Raw genomic sequence first — 17,734 nt, forward strand, 5'->3', positions numbered from 1 at the left:
AGCGCGGAAACAAAAACGGGCGCTTAGCGCCCGTTTTTATTCGAGTGTTAACTCAGGTGACCGGCTCTTCGTCAGCCTGGGCTGCCAGCAGATCGAGCAAGCGGTTAACGGCAAATCCCGCCGCGCCCAGCGCCCACATCCGGTTCGATTCCGTCAGAAACTGCAGCGGCGTCATCTGTGGCGTCAGTTTCAGCCGGTAGGCCTGAAAACTCTGGGTGATGTGATCGAGCAGAATGCGTGACGCCATGTGCGGCTCCATCGCCAGATAGACCACATCCGGATCGTAGGCCACCGACAAGTTCGCCAGCGAAATGCCCAGTTCACGTCCCGCCTCTTCCAGCGCCGCCAGCACCTCTGGCGTGGGCCGCTGATCCAGCGCCTGCAGCGTCACGCCCTCCGCATCCTGCTCCGCCACCCGCTGCAGAATGGCGCGCGAGGAGGCGACATCTTCCAGCAGGCGCAGCGAACCGTCCCCCACCAGCCCGTTACCAATCTCGCCCGCCTTGCCGTGACGACCGCGATAGAGCTGACGATTAAGGATGATCCCCGCGCCAATCCCTTTGCCGTAGGTGGCGATCACCGCCGACTGCGCATTGCCGAGCTGACCAAACACCAGCGCGGCCATGGCCATGGCGTTGGCGTCGTTTTCAATGAAGACCGGCAGCGAGAAGCGCTCTTCAAGCAGGCGCGCAATCGGAACGTTATCCCAGCCCAGCACCTTGGAGCGGATGCAGTAGCCGTTTTCAGCATCGACCAGCCCCGACAGCGCCAGGCCAATGGCCCCCACCCGCTTCTCCTCCACGCCGCGCAGAAACTTCGCCAGCGCATCGCCAAGCTGGCGCGGCGTCAGCGTGCCTTTCGGCATCTGCTGTTCGCCCAGCAGGTTGCCGCTGAGATCGGTCATGACGATCAGGTTGCGTTCCGCATTGAGCTGAATCCCAATCACGCTGGCGCGGTCGGGGTTTAGCCCCAGCAGGGTTTTTGGCCGCCCCATCGACACGCGACGCAGCCCCAGCTCCTGCACAATCTCCTGTGTCAGCAGGCGGTTAGTTGCCTGTGAGACGGTCGACATGCTCAGTCCGCTGCGAACTTTCAGATCTGACTGGCTGATTGGCGCATTTTCGACAATCAACCGCAGAATGCGCGCGGTTACGTTGGGAGCGGTCATAGATTCCTCGGGTTATCGGGCTGAGGCAGCTCAGCCCGCTTGAGATCGGTAATCGGCAGGCGTCAGCTGCTGCGCCAGGGTCAGCGCCCCGCTCAGGGCATCGCCCTGCGGCACCACCAGCCGGGCCTGAATATCTTCATCCAGCCAGCGCTGAATCGGCGCGGCCACGCCGCCCATCAGCGCCACCGGCCCGCTGCTCAGGGCGATCAGGCGTCGCACCATCAGGCCGATATCGGCGGCGGTCTGTTGCAGCAGCTCCTGAGCGTGGCTGTCACCCGCGTCGGCGGCTGCAAAAATCTGTGGCACCACGCGGGCCCAGTCAGCAGGCACCGCCGTGCGCGTCCAGAGCAGCATGGTTTCCGGGCTGTCGCCGAACTGCGCCATCAGCTGGCGGGTCAGGGAGCCGTGCGGAATGATCGACTCATGCGCCAGCAGCGCCAGGCGCAGCGCGCGACGGCCCAGCTCCGCCCCCGATCCCTGATCGGAGAGGGCAAAGCCCCAGCCGCCAAGCAGCGTAAAGCGTTCGCCATCCCAGGCGGCGCCCTGACTGCCGGTGCCGATGATAAAGACCGCCCCAGGCTCGCCACCGTGCGCGCCCGCGCAGGCGATCTCCACATCGCTGACCACCTGCAACGCCGCGCAGGCGGGCTGCCAGCTGGCGAGGCGCGCCTGCACTGAGGCGACGTTAGCGCCGGCCAGGCCCGCCACCAGCGCGGTCTGCGCCAGCGCCTCTGCGGTGAGTCCCGCCTGGATAAATACCTGTTCAGTCAGCTGCCCGACGCAGGTCAGGGCCGCATCATAATCTGACCAGACGTTGGCGGGTCCACCGGTGCTTTCTGCCAGCAGGCGGCCCTGCCGATCGGTTAAGCGCGCGCGACACTGCGTTCCGCCGCCATCGATGCCAAGAAGATAGTGTGGTTGCACGCGCTTCCTTCCCTGATTAAGGGTTATAGCCATAATGAGCGAACGATAGGATAAAAAAACTTAAATCGCAATAACAAATAAATATGGTAAAAACATCCTGACTATTTTTCCTTAATTTACATAAGTATAACAAAAACCCACCCCGCAAAACGTGCAGTGCGATGTTGACATTACTTTTTCTGCCGTAATAAGTTGGTGGTCAGATTATCAGCAGCCGCGCCCGACCGCTGGCGGGCTTTGCATCATCCGATCTCAGGAGCAGGGGTTTACCATGAAAGTAGGCATTATCGGTCTCGGCTTTCGTCTGTCCCACGTCATGAAAGAGTTCAGCAAGGTTGACGACAGCTTTTCCGTCGTGGGCTATTACGATCCGGCCCCCGCCGGATTGCCGAATCTGCACAGCTTTGGTATCGCGCCCGGCCAGGCTTTTGCGTCTGTGGACGAACTACTGGCTCACGGCGGAATGGATGTGGTGCTGGTGGGTTCACCCAACTTTCTGCATCTGGAGCATGTGGGTCAGGCGCTGGCGGCAGGCTATACCGTCTTTACCGAAAAGCCGGTGGTAATTAATGAAGAGCAGACCATGGCGATGGCAAAGCTGGTGCGTCAGTATGGCGAGGCGCGCATTCTGGTCGGGCTGGTGCTGCGCTATTCACCGCTTTATCACGATCTGCTGGCTGCGCGCGATGCGGGCCAGCTGGGCGAAATCACCTCGATTGAGGCAACCGAACACATCAAGCCTTATCACGGTGCCTTCTTCCAGCGCGACTGGCGACGGCTGGAGAAGTATGCCGGTCCCTATATTCTGGAGAAGTGCTGCCACGACATCGATCTCTATCAGGGCCTGCTGCAGCGCCGTCCGACTCATGTCGCCAGCTTTGGTGGCCGGAAATCCTTTACCCCGGCTCACGCCCCGCAGGGGGCGATCACCCCTGACTCTGACCTCTATCACGTCAAACCCAGCGGCTGGTCCAGCACAGATGCGGTCTTCGACAGCGATGCCGACATTGTCGACTACCAGACCGCGCTGATTGAGTATGAGGGGGGAGCCACCCTCGCCTTCCACGCCAACCTGAACGTGCCGGATGAGTTCCGCCGTTTCTGCGTCATGGGCACTGACGGCATGGCGGAAGGCGACTTTGTGCGTAACTACTTCCGGGTGCACAACGCCCGCAGCGGTGAGAAAGAGGTCGATACCGCCTACAGCGGCAACGCTTATGATGGCCATTATGGCGCGGATGCGCTGATGGCTGAAGAGATCGTCAAACATATTAAACAGGGAACACCGCTGAAAGTTTCAGTGGTGGACGCGCTGGAAGCGGGCCTCACCGCCATCAAAATCGATGAGGCACGCAAAACCCGCAGCGTAGTGGACATGCGTGAAAGCTGGCTGACATTTGACGCCAACCTGGGAAAATCCGGGGCCTGACGGCCCCAGCCTCAGGGGCGGCCTCCCCCGCCGTCCCCGGCTTGTTACTGGCACTCTGACTGGTACTCTGCTGAACTGGCCTCCGGGCCAGTTACTTCTCAGGTGTTACGTTCGCTCAGTAAAACTGCCTCAGCGCTGACTCAATAGCCGTACCAATATCTCTTCTCTCTCAGCAGCCTGCCAGGGAGGGCGTTTTTGCGTCTTTGCGGAGGACATATGCTCCCTGAAGCCTGCGCTCAATTTATCAGCGATAACCTTCCTGACATCACAAGCGCATACAGCTGCCCTGGGTCAGACCGCATCCCCCTCATTCTCCAGCTTCTGCCGCCGCCGCAGATGCGGAAACAACTTCATCCACAGGGCCACCACCACCAGCGTACCGATCCCGCCAATCGCCGCCGCCGGGGCTGCGCCCATCCATGCTGCCAGCATCCCCGACTCAAACTCACCCAGCTGATTCGACGTATTGATGAAAATGGCGTTCACCGCATTCACCCGCCCGCGCATCGCATCCGGCGTATCCAGCTGCACCAGCGCACCGCGAATCACCATACTGACCATATCGAAACCGCCCAGCGCACACAGCGCGAGCAGCGACAGCCACAGCTGCGTCGAGAGCGCGAACACCAGCGTGGCAACACCAAAGCCCGCCACCGAACCAAACATAATCATCCCGACATGCTTATCCAGCTTATGCCGGCTCAGCCAGATGCCGACCAGCAGCGCCCCCACAGAGGGCGCGCCCCGCAGCATCCCCAATCCCCACGGCCCGGTATGCAGAATATCTTTGGCAAAAATGGGCAGCAGCGCGGTCGCGCCACCGAGCAGGACGGCAAAGAGATCGAGCGAAATCACGCCCAGCACATCTTTGCGTTCGCGGATAAAGTGAATCCCGGCAAACAGATTTTTCATGTTCATCGGCAGGCGCGGCTGCAACGGGCGCTCATAGCGCAGCAGACTCACCAGCGTCAGCGAAATCAGATAAAACAGCGCAGACACGCCATACACCACATGCGGTCCCGCGACATAAAGCAGCCCGCCCAGCGTCGGTCCGACGATAACCGCTGCCTCGCCGCCCACCGAGTTCATCGCCATCGCCCGCGCCAGAATCGCGGGCGGCACCAGCGACGGCAGCATTGAGGACATCGAAGGCCACTCCAGCGCTTTCGCCACCGCAATCATAAATACCAGACCCCAGAGCGTAACCCGGTCGGCGGTAGAGAATAAGGTAAGCACCACTAATGCCAGCAGCGCAGCAAATTCCACCAGCTGACCGAACAGTACGATACGCCGCCGGTCATACTGATCCGCCAGATGCCCCGCAGGCAGCGCTAGCAACACCGACGGCAGAAACTGCATTAAGCCGATCATCCCTAACGCCATCGCGCTGTCGGTCAGCGCATAGATCTGCCAGCTGATGGCCACCGAAAACATCTGAAAACCAAACGATGAACAGGTTCGTGCCAGCCAGAAGGCGACGAATGCCCGATGTCGCCACAGCGGCTCTTCCGCTGCCGATGCCATAAATCCCATGTCTTATCCCAAATTTGATGAGCCGTCCCGCGTCGTTGCGCGGTGTTATTTGTGCGGTCGATGAGGAACGTCAGATAACAGAGCGGATGAAGTATAATCGCGATGGTTTCCCCTCTGCTGCTCCCGGCGATAAATCGCCTCCCTGTCCATGCCGGGCCTGAAAAATCTCTCCTGATTATTACCAGCCTATTGGTCCCGACTATTGAATATATTCCACGTCATCATCAGACGCCAAAGGAATTATTGCTTCTGTGCCGAAGCGTTTATTTACGCTCCGCGACAATAAAAGGATGATTTGGATTAAGCAGATGATCTATATTTATTCACGCGTTTGGAAAATGCGACCGTTTATATGATTGATTATCAATAAATCCTTTTTTATTGCACGCCAAAGAGATAATGAAAAACAGTTTATATAACCCTTATGTTACTGAACCTATCCATCACGTTACGCGTAATGTCACGGGCATTTGCTATAGCGTGCCATATCTTCAGCAAAATCAGGACAGCCGCAATATACTTAATACAAACAACATTATTTCATTACACAATCAAATCGCTACTGAAGCAGCATTAATGATTGTCCCGGTAGAAGACTTTCGGCTGCAGGGAATGATTGCGGTTCCGGATGCTTATTCTCATTTACAGGATGGGCGAATCAGAATTGGTATTAATTATACCAGTTTAGCCGCACACCACGCCTCACTGCTTGAATTAACAGAGAAATTTGATTTCTGGCTTTATGATTTTGCTCCGCCCGGTGCAGACTGGCGACTGCTGGAATCCTTTCCTTTTTCCGGGATTGTTTTAACCGAAGCGTTCTTTAATGACAATTATGAAAAGTTTACCTTTCCTTTTTTCATGGCGACATTCCGTGAGAAAGGGGCCGAGGTGATCGTGCGAAGTCATACGCCGCCTTTAAGCGCTGAACAGTTTGCTGAGATAAATATTAGCGGCTGGCAACAGCAACGCTCGGACGGCGACCTGATTAGCTGCTGAACCACAAATCCTGCCCTCCGGCGTTAAGGGCACACGGCGGTGCGCTTAACGTCCATTAATCCCCCATAAAATGTCGCATTACTTCATTTGTTAAGCGCTTTGAGCTAAAAAAATCAAACCTTGATCTAATTTTGCTATAACATTTAACACAAAGGGAGCGTCTGTCTTAGCGGAAGAGATTCTCAAGAACACCCTTAATCATTTGTACTTGATAACTGGAAACAACCTATCTGGTTGTTTTCGTATGTTTTATGGCAACAAAACGAGGTCGATATCATGGGGAAAAACTCCTCATCGTTTAGCGTAATTCGTTTCCTGACGATACTGTTCGCAGTACTGACGGGCGCGTTTATGCTGATTGGCGGTGGCTGGTTAGCCGCTATTGGTGGTTCCTGGTATTACGTTTTCGGCGGTGTGGTTATGCTCATCACCGCTTATCTGCTTTCCCGCCGTAAAAGCACCGCGCTGGTTCTCTATGCGCTGCTGCTGATCGGCACCCTGATCTGGGGCGTGTGGGAAGTCGGGACGGACTTCTGGGCACTGGCGCCACGCACCGATGTGCTGGTGATTTTTGGTGTCTGGCTGATCCTGCCGTTTGTCTATCGCAGCGTTAACGCCGGTAGCAAAGCAGCACTGGGTACCATGGCTGTAGCGCTGATTGCCAGTGCGGCCGTGCTGGCCTACGCGGTATTCAACGATCCGCAGGTCATTAACGGTTCTGTGCCGGAAACCGCTGACAATGCGCAGCAGGCTGCACCGCTGAGCAACATCCCGGATGCTGACTGGCCCGCTTATGCGCGCGATCAGCAGGGAACCCGTTTCTCGCCGCTGAAGCAGATTAACCACGAGAACGTGAAAGAGTTGCAGGTTGCCTGGCAGTTCCAGACCGGCGACATGAAAACCCCTAACGATCCGGGCGAAATCACCGACGAAGTGACCCCGATTAAAATCCGCGACACCCTTTACCTCTGTTCGCCACACCAGATCCTGTTTGCGCTGGATGCGGCTACAGGTAAACAGAAGTGGAAGTTTGATCCGGCCATGAAGGTGAATCCGACCTTCCAGCACGTGACCTGCCGCGGCGTCTCCTACCACGAAGTGCCGGCAGCCGCTGATGCAGCAAACAGCCAGCCTGCGCTCTGCTCACGTCGTATCTATTTACCGGTTAACGATGGTCGTCTGTTTGCACTGGACGCCGAAACCGGCGAACGCTGCCCGACATTTGGCGTTAACGGCGAGCTGGATCTGCAGCACAAACAGCCTGTCACCACGCCGGGTCAGTATGAGCCGACCTCACCGCCGATCATTACCAACACCACCATCATCATGGCGGGTGCAGTTACCGATAACTACTCAACCCGCGAGCCTTCCGGCGTGATTCGTGGCTTTGATGTGAATACCGGTAAACTGCTGTGGGTCTTTGATCCGGGTGCTAAAGATCCGAATGCCATCCCGGCTGATGAACACACCTTTACCCTGAATTCACCGAACTCATGGGCACCGGCGGTTTACGATCCGAAACTGGATACCGTTTATCTGCCAATGGGCGTGAGCACACCGGACATCTGGGGCGGTAACCGCACACCAGAGCAGGAGCGTTACGCGAGCAGCGTGCTGGCGCTGAACGCCACCACCGGTAAGCTGGTCTGGTCTTATCAGACGGTGCATCACGACCTGTGGGATATGGATCTGCCGTCGCAGCCGACCCTGGCTGACATCACCGATAAAGATGGCAATACCGTCCCGGTGATCTACGCGCCGGCTAAAACCGGTAATATCTTCGTCCTGGATCGCCGTACCGGCAAGCCAGTGGTTCCGGCGCCAGAAACGCCAGTGCCACAGGGTGCTGCGAAAGGTGACCACGTTGCCGCTACGCAGCCCTACTCTGAGCTGACCTTCCGTCCGAAACAGAACCTCACGGACAAGGATATGTGGGGCGCGACGATGTTTGACCAGCTGGTGTGCCGCGTTATCTTCAAGCGTCTGCGCTATGAAGGTCCGTTCACGCCGCCATCTGAGCAGGGTACGCTGGTGTTCCCGGGCAACCTGGGTATGTTCGAATGGGGCGGTATTGCGGTCGATCCACATCGTCAGATTGCGATTGCTAACCCGATGGCGCTGCCGTTTGTCTCAAAACTGGTTCCGCGCGGTCCGGGCAACCCGATTGAGCCGCCGAAAGGCGCAGAGGGTGGTTCAGGGACTGAAACCGGTATTCAGCCGCAGTATGGCGTGCCGTTTGGCGTCGAACTGAATCCGTTCCTCTCTCCGTTTGGTCTGCCATGCAAACAGCCAGCCTGGGGTTACATCTCCGCGGTGGATCTGAAGACCAACGACGTCGTGTGGAAACAGCGTATCGGTACCGTTCGTGACAGCTCACCGGTTCCGCTGCCGTTCAAAATGGGTATGCCGATGCTGGGTGGTCCAATCACCACCGCAGGTAAGGTATTCTTCATTGGTGCGACCGCCGATAACTACCTGCGCGCTTTCAGCACCGACACCGGCGAACTGCTGTGGCAGGCACGTCTGCCAGCAGGCGGCCAGGCGACCCCGATGACCTATGAAGTGAATGGCAAGCAGTACGTTGTCATCGCAGCAGGCGGTCACGGTTCGTTTGGTACCAAGCTGGGCGACTATGTGATTGCCTACGCACTGCCAGACCAGAAGTAATTCCTGCTTCGGTCAGTAACAAAAGGCGGACTCCGGTCCGCCTTTTTTGATCGCGTTACTTTTTCATTTCGCGCCAGTTGAGCCATGCGCAGAAGAGCATCACCGCGCAGGTCGCCAGAAATACCGGCCGCATCCCGAACGTCCCGCCGACCACTCCACCGAACAGCGGGCCGCTGACCTGACCCACATATTGTGCCGAAGTGGAATAACCGAGCATCCGTCCGACCTGCGAGCCCGGTACGTTATGACGGATAATCGCCGTGATGCATGGCATCAGGCCGCCCAGCGCCATCCCCATCAGAAAACGCAGCAGCACCAGCTGCCAGGCCGCCGTGATAAACGCCTGCGGGATCAGCAGCACGCCGCTCAGCAGTAATCCCCCTGTCAGAACCCGCCAGTGTCCGACGCGATCGGCCAGGCGACCGAGCCGCGGTGCTGCCAGCACCGTGCCCAGCGCGGCGGCGGACATCACGATTCCGGCCATCAGGGTGATCTGATGTTCACCCTGAACAAACTCGCCGACGTAGAGCGTAATAATCGGTTCAATCGACATGCTGGCAAAAATCAGCAACATGCCGGAAAGCCACATCAGCCGCACCAGGCGGTGATTGACCGGCGGCTCTGCCGGCACCGGTGAAGGACGATCGCGGGCGGTGACGCTGGCACGCGGCTGCTCTCTGAGTAAAAAGGTGGTGGCGAGGAAGGCGAGAAAAATCACCGCGCCGGTCAGCCAGAAGGTCTGCCGGATGCCAATCAGCGGCGGCAGCAGGCCACCCAGCAGCGGCCCGACCACGTTGCCGGCCATAATGCCGGAGGAGAGGACGCCCAGCGCCCAGCCTGTCTGCGCTTTGGGCGTCTGCGCCGCCACCAGAATGGTCGACCCCGACGCGTAGCCACCCAGCAGCCCCGCCAGCAGACGCAGCGCCACCAGTTGCCACGGCGCCGTCGCCATGCCAATCAGCGACATCGCAATCGCCATGCCGAGGCTGGCCCGAATCAGCATCAGCTTGCGACCGTAACGATCAGCCAGCCGACCCCACAGCGGTGCCGTCAGCGCGGCACTGAAAAAGGTCGCCCCATAGGCCAGGCCGGACCAGCGCGCAATGGCGGCGGGCTGCTCAACGCCAAGCTGCTGAACATAGAGCGGCAGAAAAGGCAGCAGCAGCGTCATCGCCACGATAGTGGTAAAAGATCCGACGACGCAGACCGCTAAATTACGTTTCCAGTGGTGAAACACTGCCGTTTCGGGTGAGTGTTGCATAGCCATATCCCTTGAGTGATCAGGGATACAGGCTAACCAGGACGGCGGGTTAACAACAGTAACGCCGCGATAGTTACTCTGTGGCGATGATTGTTGTCAGCAGGCAACAATCAGCCTGTGCTCAGCGCCGCAACCAGCGCATCGCTCAGCAGCGTGACGGGCGACGCCGTTTCCGGGGTGTCGTGCAGCAGCAGATAGCTTTGCAGACGGTCCATCTGCCACTCCGGCAACAGCTGCTGAATATCACCCCGCCCGACCGCCTCCTGCGCCATGTAGGCGGGCAGATAGGCGATACCGCTGCCGGCCAGGGCCGCATTCAGCAGCGCCATGCTGTTATTGGCGCGAAAACGACTGCGTACATCCAGCGCCAGTCGCTGCTTATCGCGGCGGAACGGCAGCGCAGCGGTGTGGGCCGGGCCATGAAACAGCAGAAGGTCGTGACGCGGCAGCATCCCGGGGTGAGTGATAGCCGGTCGCTGTGCCAGATAAGCAGGCGCGGCATAGAGTCCCCAGTCGATATCACTCAGCAGCCGGAAGTTGCCCTGACGCGGTGCCCGGGATCGGATCAGAATCGCCAGATCATCCTGATCGTCCAGCCGATCCTGGCTGCGATCGGTGAGATCGAGATCGACGTTGATATGCAGATGGCGGCGCAGAAAGCGATTCACGACAGGCACTACGCACTGACAGCCGAACGTGACGGGCGCCTGCAGCCTGACATGACCGGCGGCCTGCTGATGCAGCTGCTGAACGAACGCCTCGGCGCGCTGCGCTTCCGCCAGCATCCGGACACAATAGGGGTAGTACGCCTGCCCCAGCTCGGTCAGCGCCAGCCGCCGGGTGGTGCGCTGCAGCAGCCGGATACCGAGCCTGAGTTCCAGCCGGGCGATCTCCCGGCTGACATGCGATTTGGACCAGCCCAGTGCGCGGGCGGCCTCGCTGAAACTCTGTAACTCCACTACCCGTGCGAATACCAGCATGGCGGTTAAATTCGCGCCATTTTCCATGTTTCCCGACTCCGACAGTAAGGGGATGCAGGCAACAAACTAGCATGTTCAGGCGGGGGGACTGTGGCGAGGAGGCAAAAAAAACAGGGTGATAACAGGCGAAACGAGCGCAAAGCGCGGAGTGACCTTTCCGTCTGCCTGCCGTGACGGAAAGGCCTTGTCAGGCATCAGCTGGCCATCGCCAGCGGGAACAGCAGTCGATCCGGCTCGACGCGACGCTGGCGGCGCAACTGGCCCGGCGTCACCATAAAGTAATTTTTGAAGGTCCGGGTGTAGGCCTGCTGGGTATCAAAGCCGTAGTTCATCGCCACCTGCAGAATCGCTTCGTTGCTGCTCAGCAGCGTGAGCGCCGACTCCGTCAGGCGACGCTGACGGATATATTCTGCCAGGGAAAAGCCGGTGTGCTGGCGAAACAGGCGTTGCAGATGCCAGCGCGAATAGCCTGAGCGGCGCGCCACCTCATCCAGATGCAGATCGTGTCCTAAGTTGTTCTCTATCCAGTCCAGCAGACTCCGAATAAACTCGCGCTGATTCATGGTTCCTCCTGTTCAAGCTGATGTGCAGTGGAACCACTCTACCCGCTAAAATTTATCCCTTAATTAGCAGAAAATTAGCGCAGAATTAGCAAGGGTTGAAACGGAGGTGAGAGGGTGCGGCCAGCGGGGGCTTTGAGAAAAAATCTGTCGTGAGATTACTGTTAGAAAAGAGAGGCATTTAAAACTCATTTAGTCAGCAGCTTTTATTACATTCCTGTTTTATTAATTTTTTATATCAAAACAGGAGCCGAAGCCCCTGCACATCTAATCTCTACACTTAAGTTTTTTTACAGCTGCCAGATGCACTGAAAAACCTTGAGCACAAAAAAATAGTCAGTTTAACAAACGTAGTCAGTGTAGCGATTGTAACGACCATTTTTGATGCATTTTCTGGCATAGCATACCAGCCTTCATACGAAACGCCTGCGCCACTCAAAAACATTGCGCCCACTAATATGCTAACCAATATAGATAGATAGCGTACTATTTTTTGCATAAAACCCTCAGCCATCATTTATCATGAAGACTAATTTCACCAGGTGCATTGACCACCAATACTGTTACCAGCATTGTAGTTTCCAGAATTATTAAAACACGAACCAATACCACCACCAATCGCACTTGCCACAGCTGAGCCCGGACCACCTACTGAACCACTAATCATCCCACCGAGGATGCCATTGAGACAGCCCACCATTTCAGGATGTGCAGCCACAACCTGAATTACGCCATTACTTGGACCAAACAGATTACCGGATTGACTGGACTTATTACCATGCTGACTGGCATAAGCTGATGCCCCAGCATAGGCAGGGTCGTATGCACCGCTTGCACCAGTAACCAAAAGCAAATGACTATTTTCTAAGATCTTCATTTAACAAACTCCTTCTGTTTTTTATTAATGGCAAACCCTGTTGCCAGAAATTTATATCAATTAAATATTCCATGTGCAAAGAGTTATTACCCTTATTAAAATTTATAAAATAAATTTCCTTATCAAAGAGATGGGTGAAAAAAGATGTCATTTCTTGTTATTTCTCCCCAGATCATCCTGATAAAATATTAATATTTATCTTTTTATGTGACATAAGGCACAATTAATTTTCAGAGTTAATTTCTATTGCATAATTTTAACATCTATCTACTCAGAAATAACCTTACTAACATAGAGCCCGTATCTGATAAAAATCATTTCTATCCTGAATTAGTCATACAACAGTTAAATAGCATTATTCACGTCTGAAAAGGGTAGTATTGACCTAATGATAAAAGCGTCAAAATTTTCGTCCTCAGGCCAGTGGTTTTACTCTCGTTTACTATGAAAAATGCGGATAGAGTTCTGATGAAGCACTGCAGATGCAGCCAGCGCGGCGACAGCGGGAAGTGTGAAGGCGGATAATTCTGGCCTAACAATTGATGAGTAAACTCTCTCCCATCTTTGCAGAGGAGATCAGCCATGCGCGTGTTACTGGTTGAAGATGATGAAATGATCGGCGCAAACCTGCAGCAGGCACTGGAGGGCGCGGGCTGGTCGGTGGACTGGGTGCGCGATGGCGTCTTTGCCCACAATGCCTGGAGCGAAGGCGGCTACAGCTGCGTGCTGCTCGATCTCGGCTTACCCCGCGATGATGGGTTACAGGTGCTGCGCCGGGCGCGCGGGCGCGGCGACTCCACGCCCGTGCTGATTCTGACTGCCCGCGACACGGTGGCGCAGCGCATTCAGGGGCTCGACAGCGGCGCTGACGACTACCTGCTTAAACCGTTCGACCTCCAGGAAGTGATGGCCCGGATGCGCGCCATTACCCGACGCCGCCACGGCGCGGCAGATTCGGTGCTGGGCAGCGGGGATGTTCAGCTGGATATGATGACCCGCGAAGTGCTCTACAAGGGTCAGCGCGAGCAGCTGACCGCGCGCGAGTATGCCCTGCTCTACGCCCTGCTGGAGCGGCCCGGTGCCATTCTGTCGCGCGAGCAGCTGGAAAACCGCATCTATGGCTGGGGCGATGAAGTCAGCAGCAACGCGGTGGATGTCCTGATTCACGGCATGCGCCGCAAGCTGGACAACGACGTGATCCGCAACGTGCGTGGCCTGGGCTGGCGGGTTCCGGCCATATGAAACCCTTCACCTTTATGCGCTCGCTGCGTAATAAACTGCTCTCTACGCTGCTGATTATTCATCTGCTGATGATTGGCGGCGTCACCTGGTATTTCTTCAGCTGCTACGGCGATATGGTCGGCACGATGAAGGACGATCAGCTGGCGAAAATCGCGGACGCCTGGTCCACCAATAAGCAGATGCCCGCCCTGATGCCGATGCTGATTGCGCCGGATAAAGCGAAAAGCGCGTTTGTGGTTCAGCTGTGGGACGATCGCGGACAGCTGCGTGCCAGCTCCTGGCCGGAGCTGGCGGCCCCGTTACAGAACCAGCGGGGTTACCGCGACGTGCATGTCGGCCAGTGCCGCGACTGTGAATGGCGGATCTACACCCGGCCCGGTTTGCCCGGCAGCGCGATCAAAACCATTCAGGTCATGCACAACCTCAGCTACATGAAGTCCACGATGGTCAAGCGGGCGCTGGCGGCGATTATCCCGATGATCCTGATGATGCCGCTGTCGCTGCTGGTGATCTGGCTGGTGGTACGCAAGATCACCCGCGATCTGCAGGTGGCTTCGCGTCAGATCGCGGCGCAGGAGACCCATCATCCGCACAACGTCTCGCCGGAGGGGCTGCCGGACGAGATCCTGCCGCTGGTGGCTGCCTACAATTCGTTGCTGAGTAAACTGCGCGAGGCCTGGTCCTCTCAGCGTCAGTTCCTGGAGGACGCCGCCCATGAGCTGCGTACCCCGGTAACGGCGGTGACCTTACAGCTGGAGAATCTGCGTCAGCATATCCAGCCGGGCGAAGCGAGCCGGCAGTTCAGCCAGCTGGAAGCGGGCGTCACGCGCACCCGTCATCTGGTCACACAGCTACTCAATGTGTCGCGCCAGGATGACCAGAGTGTGGTCGCCAGCGTCGAGCATATTGACCTGGAAGATCTGCTGAAGGAGAGCATTGAGCAGCTGATGGTGGTGGCAGATAAGCGCGGCATCGATATCGGCTTTAACGGCTCTGCCCAGTATCGTCTGCAGGCCAGTCGTTCTGAGCTGCGCAGCCTGTTTGACAACCTGATTGGTAACGCCATGTTGCACACGCCGGAAGGGAGTCTGGTCGATGTGCTGCTGCATCGGGTCGCGGGCAAAACGGTGGTCGATATTGTCGATAACGGGCCAGGCATGCCGGAATCCTTTATCGAGCGCGCATTTGATCGTTTTACTCGCTCGCCTGACGTGAAAGCCCAGGGCAGCGGGCTGGGATTATCCATCGTGCGTAACGTCGCTCAGAAACATCAGATTCACGTCGCCCTTTCCAACTGTCTGACCCCACAGGGTGCGATCTGTGGTTTACAGGTTCGCGTCACTTTTCCCTGATCCCGCCTTTTTGATCACGAACCAGACAACGTAAACGGTTGCCTGGTTCCGTTCGATCATGGTCTCAATTGTGAAGTGCATCACATTTTAGCTGAATTGTAATGCAACACTTTTTGACAAACGTGAGCAAAATCTATTTTCTATCGATCTGTTACAGGCACGCTACGCGGGCTGAACAACCGGCTGTTTTTTGCTGACATTCTCATTCCCTCCAGGGACCGATTTCTCTCTGACTGCGTCTGCTGTGCGGCGGTCAAAAGCATGTGGCTGATGATAATGAAATATAAAACGTTGATAGCAGGTGCCGTGCTGGCATGTTCACTGAGTGGTGCTGCGCAGGCCGCAGAAAGCGATCCGCAGTATCTCTCTGACTGGTGGCATCAGAGCGTTAACGTGGTAGGCAGCTACCACACCCGTTTCGGACCGCAGTTCAACAACGACGTCTATCTGGAATATGAAGCGTTTGCGAAAAAAGAGTGGTTCGACTTTTACGGCTATCTCGACGTACCTAATTTCTTCGGCGTCGGCAACAGCAACGCCAACGGCGTATTCGATCACGGTTCACCGATGTTCATGGAAATTGAGCCGCGCTTCTCGATCGACAAGCTGACCGGCACCAGCCTGGCGTTTGGTCCGTTCAAAGAGTGGTATTTTGCTAACAACTACATCTACGATATGGGCCGCAACAGCGATAACCGCCAGAACACCTGGTATATGGGTCTCGGCACCGATATCGATACGCACAGCGATGTCGGCCTGTCGCTGAATGTCTATGCCAAATATCAGTGGGAAAACTACGGTGCGGCGAACGAGAACAGCTGGGATGGCTATCGCTTCAAGGTGAAATACTTCGTCCCGATCACGACGCTGTGGGGCGGTAATCTGGGCTATGTCGGCTTCACTAACTTCGACTGGGGTTCCGATCTGCGCGATAAAGGTGGCGCATCACGCACCAGCAACTCCATCGCCTCCAGCCACATTCTGTCACTGGGCTACGATCACTGGCACATCTCTGCGGTGGCGCGTTATTTCCACAACGGCGGCCAGTGGGCAGATGGTCAGGAGCTGAACTTCGGCAACGGTCCGTTTGAAGTCAAATCGACCGGCTGGGGTTACTACCTGGTGGCGGGTTACAACTTCTGATGTGAAGCGGCGGCGCTTTATCGCGTCGCCGCCTTGTGTTTCTGCTGGTATGGCGTCACGTCCTGTGACGTCCGTCAGCCGCTTAATCCTGCGACTTCTCCACATTAATGCGCCACGGAATGTTGAACTTATCGATAAACATGGCGAAGCCGTTCGACCAGAAAGTCTCCTGCCACTCCGTTGTCACCTTGCCGCCTGCCGACAGTTTTTCAAACCACGCTTTACCCTCTTCGACATCGGTGGTGGAAAGGCTGACCGCATAACCGGCATGTTCCGACGCCGGTGGCTGATCGGTGTTACCGTCGCTGAGCATCAGCTCGCCGTCGCCAATACGCAGTTGCGCATGCATGATCTTCTCGGGTGGCTGCGGCGCTGCGGACTGATCGCCAACCTGCTCTCCCTGATCCGGCATATCACCAAACTTCATTTTCGCGAGCAACTCGCCCCCGGTCGCCTGCAGGTAAAAGTCGATAGCCTCTTCACAACGGCCATAGAGAAACAGATAAGGACTGACTTGCATCTTCACCTCTATATTGTCGGTTGGATTTTTACAGTACCTTAAGAGTGTAGACGATCGACTTTACTCGCTGATTTTACTGGCAATAACGGCGAAACAGCTGCGCCATATAGCTGCTCATGGGCGTCAGCGCGGTCTCCTTACGCTGAATCAGATAAAAAATCGCTTTCGGCAGGGGTTCGTCAAGCGTCAGCGCCACCAGCGACCGTCCCAGAACCGGATCGTCAATCACATCAGCTGACAGAATGCTGATGAAATCGCTTTGCGCCACCAGGCTGGTACAGGCCATAAAGGTTTCACAGGTCACCACGATTTTGGGTGCCATGCCGCGCTCGCCAAAGAGGTCGTGCAACAGGCGGTAATAGCTGCCTTTCGGCGTCGGCATGGTCCAGTCCGCCTGCTGCAACGCCGCCAGTGAACGGGCTTTTTCCAGCGGATGGCCTTTGCGAACCACCACCTTATATTCCCGCTCCATCACCCGCTCATACATCAGCTCCTGATCGAGATGACTCTGGTCATAAGTATTGATGGTGAAATCGAGCGTTCCCTGACGCAGCTCATGCACCATCGACACCAGCTGGCCTTCGACGATGCGCACCTTGACCAGCGGATATTCCCGATGAAACTGGTTGATCACCTGCGGCATAACAGTACGCGCTACGCTGCTGCCGATGCCGATATTCACCTGCCCCCCGCCCCGCCCCAGCCGCTGCTGGATATCCTCTTCGGCGACCCGCAGCTCCGCCAGCACCAGGCTGGCATGACGGAAAAAGTTATCACCGATATCGGTCAACACGACGCCCTGCTGGCGGCGGATAAACAGTTTTGCTCCCAGCTCACGCTCCAGTTCCTGAATCGCTTTGGTCAGCGCCGGTTGCGACAGCCCCGAAACACGGCTTGCCGCACGGATACTGCCCTGCCGCGCCACGTCAACAAACGCACGCAGTTGATGAAGTTTGAGATTAGCGGACATAACTTTTTTGATAACCGTTGTTTATCAGTCACAAGATATTCGCATCTTATGCCCGGCAATTCCATTGTGTAGATTCGAAGCAGTGCATAAAAAACCAACAACGAGGACA

15 protein-coding genes are annotated in these 17,734 nt (G+C 56.5%); 6 read left to right on the forward strand and 9 right to left on the reverse strand.

Annotation, left to right across the window (positions count from 1 at the left end):
* Positions 1-52: 52 nt before the first annotated feature.
* Positions 53-1,168, reverse strand: a complete 1,116-nt coding sequence (locus S7A_RS17155) for an ROK family transcriptional regulator (protein ID WP_009092538.1) — start codon at positions 1,166-1,168, stop codon at positions 53-55.
* A 30-nt stretch (positions 1,169-1,198) separates the two neighbouring features.
* A complete protein-coding gene (locus S7A_RS17160; protein WP_009092539.1) occupies positions 1,199-2,092 on the reverse strand; it encodes a BadF/BadG/BcrA/BcrD ATPase family protein in 894 nt (297 codons plus the stop codon).
* Positions 2,093-2,363: 271 nt separating this feature from the next.
* On the opposite strand from S7A_RS17160, the gene S7A_RS17165 reads away from it, so the two are divergent.
* Complete coding sequence (locus S7A_RS17165) at positions 2,364-3,521, forward strand: Gfo/Idh/MocA family protein (RefSeq protein WP_009092540.1); 1,158 nt, start codon at positions 2,364-2,366, stop codon at positions 3,519-3,521.
* Between the two features lie 291 nt (positions 3,522-3,812).
* Here S7A_RS17165 and S7A_RS17170 read toward each other — a convergent pair whose 3' ends face one another.
* Positions 3,813-5,054 (reverse strand): MFS transporter, encoded by a 1,242-nt coding sequence (locus tag S7A_RS17170; protein WP_033736437.1) that lies wholly within the window; start codon positions 5,052-5,054, stop codon positions 3,813-3,815.
* Positions 5,055-5,453: 399 nt separating this feature from the next.
* Here S7A_RS17170 and S7A_RS17175 point away from each other — a divergent pair, with 399 nt between their 5' ends.
* On the forward strand, positions 5,454-6,053 hold the full coding sequence (locus S7A_RS17175) for a hypothetical protein (protein ID WP_033736438.1): 600 nt from the start codon (positions 5,454-5,456) through the stop codon (positions 6,051-6,053).
* Between the two features lie 276 nt (positions 6,054-6,329).
* Entirely contained in the window at positions 6,330-8,720 is a 2,391-nt protein-coding gene (locus S7A_RS17180) for a glucose/quinate/shikimate family membrane-bound PQQ-dependent dehydrogenase (protein ID WP_009092543.1), read from the forward strand.
* A gap of 55 nt (positions 8,721-8,775) precedes the next feature.
* Here the strand turns inward: S7A_RS17180 and S7A_RS17185 are convergent, their stop codons facing one another.
* The 4 genes from S7A_RS17185 to S7A_RS21330 form a co-directional block, all read right to left on the reverse strand.
* Positions 8,776-9,981 carry an MFS transporter gene (locus S7A_RS17185; protein ID WP_009092544.1) on the reverse strand — a complete coding sequence of 402 codons (1,206 nt, stop codon included), beginning with the start codon at positions 9,979-9,981 and terminating at the stop codon, positions 8,776-8,778.
* A gap of 110 nt (positions 9,982-10,091) precedes the next feature.
* A complete protein-coding gene (locus tag S7A_RS17190; RefSeq protein WP_009092545.1) occupies positions 10,092-10,988 on the reverse strand; it encodes a LysR family transcriptional regulator in 897 nt (298 codons plus the stop codon).
* A gap of 167 nt (positions 10,989-11,155) precedes the next feature.
* Positions 11,156-11,524 carry a helix-turn-helix domain-containing protein gene (locus S7A_RS17195; protein WP_009092546.1) on the reverse strand — a complete coding sequence of 123 codons (369 nt, stop codon included), beginning with the start codon at positions 11,522-11,524 and terminating at the stop codon, positions 11,156-11,158.
* Between the two features lie 532 nt (positions 11,525-12,056).
* A complete protein-coding gene (locus S7A_RS21330) occupies positions 12,057-12,398 on the reverse strand; it encodes a hypothetical protein (protein ID WP_140922760.1) in 342 nt (113 codons plus the stop codon).
* A 582-nt stretch (positions 12,399-12,980) separates the two neighbouring features.
* Here S7A_RS21330 and S7A_RS17200 point away from each other — a divergent pair.
* From S7A_RS17200 to S7A_RS17210, 3 genes are all read left to right on the forward strand, one after another.
* Positions 12,981-13,640: a response regulator gene (locus S7A_RS17200; protein ID WP_009092548.1), complete on the forward strand. Its 660-nt coding sequence runs from the start codon at positions 12,981-12,983 to the stop codon at positions 13,638-13,640.
* Positions 13,637-14,992 carry a HAMP domain-containing sensor histidine kinase gene (locus S7A_RS17205; protein ID WP_009092550.1) on the forward strand — a complete coding sequence of 452 codons (1,356 nt, stop codon included), beginning with the start codon at positions 13,637-13,639 and terminating at the stop codon, positions 14,990-14,992. The genes S7A_RS17200 and S7A_RS17205 overlap by 4 nt, the downstream gene beginning before the upstream one ends.
* Positions 14,993-15,268: 276 nt before the next feature.
* Positions 15,269-16,135 carry a nucleoside-specific channel-forming protein Tsx gene (locus S7A_RS17210; protein WP_009092552.1) on the forward strand — a complete coding sequence of 289 codons (867 nt, stop codon included), beginning with the start codon at positions 15,269-15,271 and terminating at the stop codon, positions 16,133-16,135.
* An 82-nt stretch (positions 16,136-16,217) separates the two neighbouring features.
* Here S7A_RS17210 and yjdN read toward each other — a convergent pair whose 3' ends face one another.
* The gene (gene yjdN / locus S7A_RS17215) at positions 16,218-16,655 is read right to left on the reverse strand and encodes a VOC family metalloprotein YjdN (protein ID WP_009092553.1); all 438 of its coding nucleotides are present in this window, start codon (positions 16,653-16,655) and stop codon (positions 16,218-16,220) included.
* 73 nt (positions 16,656-16,728) lie between these two features.
* Positions 16,729-17,625, reverse strand: coding sequence for a LysR family transcriptional regulator (locus tag S7A_RS17220; protein WP_009092555.1), 897 nt, complete (start codon positions 17,623-17,625; stop codon positions 16,729-16,731).
* Between the last annotated feature and the right edge of the window lie 109 nt (positions 17,626-17,734).

This window comes from Pantoea sp. Sc1 (genome assembly GCF_000255315.1).
Lineage (GTDB): Bacteria > Pseudomonadota > Gammaproteobacteria > Enterobacterales > Enterobacteriaceae > Pantoea > Pantoea anthophila.

What these genes read in the sequence shown, in the direction of transcription:
- S7A_RS17155 (WP_009092538.1), bottom strand. Translation starts at nt 1,168, where the DNA reads ATGACCGCTCCCAACGTAACCGCGCGCATTCTGCGGTTGATTGTCGAA.
- S7A_RS17165 (WP_009092540.1), top strand. Translation starts at nt 2,364, where the DNA reads ATGAAAGTAGGCATTATCGGTCTCGGCTTTCGTCTGTCCCACGTCATG.
- S7A_RS17170 (WP_033736437.1), bottom strand. Translation starts at nt 5,054, where the DNA reads ATGGGATTTATGGCATCGGCAGCGGAAGAGCCGCTGTGGCGACATCGG.
- S7A_RS17175 (WP_033736438.1), top strand. Translation starts at nt 5,454, where the DNA reads ATGAAAAACAGTTTATATAACCCTTATGTTACTGAACCTATCCATCAC.
- S7A_RS17180 (WP_009092543.1), top strand. Translation starts at nt 6,330, where the DNA reads ATGGGGAAAAACTCCTCATCGTTTAGCGTAATTCGTTTCCTGACGATA.
- S7A_RS17185 (WP_009092544.1), bottom strand. Translation starts at nt 9,981, where the DNA reads ATGCAACACTCACCCGAAACGGCAGTGTTTCACCACTGGAAACGTAAT.
- S7A_RS17190 (WP_009092545.1), bottom strand. Translation starts at nt 10,988, where the DNA reads ATGGAAAATGGCGCGAATTTAACCGCCATGCTGGTATTCGCACGGGTA.
- S7A_RS17195 (WP_009092546.1), bottom strand. Translation starts at nt 11,524, where the DNA reads ATGAATCAGCGCGAGTTTATTCGGAGTCTGCTGGACTGGATAGAGAAC.
- S7A_RS21330 (WP_140922760.1), bottom strand. Translation starts at nt 12,398, where the DNA reads ATGAAGATCTTAGAAAATAGTCATTTGCTTTTGGTTACTGGTGCAAGC.
- S7A_RS17200 (WP_009092548.1), top strand. Translation starts at nt 12,981, where the DNA reads ATGCGCGTGTTACTGGTTGAAGATGATGAAATGATCGGCGCAAACCTG.
- S7A_RS17205 (WP_009092550.1), top strand. Translation starts at nt 13,637, where the DNA reads ATGAAACCCTTCACCTTTATGCGCTCGCTGCGTAATAAACTGCTCTCT.
- S7A_RS17210 (WP_009092552.1), top strand. Translation starts at nt 15,269, where the DNA reads ATGAAATATAAAACGTTGATAGCAGGTGCCGTGCTGGCATGTTCACTG.
- yjdN (WP_009092553.1), bottom strand. Translation starts at nt 16,655, where the DNA reads ATGCAAGTCAGTCCTTATCTGTTTCTCTATGGCCGTTGTGAAGAGGCT.
- S7A_RS17220 (WP_009092555.1), bottom strand. Translation starts at nt 17,625, where the DNA reads ATGTCCGCTAATCTCAAACTTCATCAACTGCGTGCGTTTGTTGACGTG.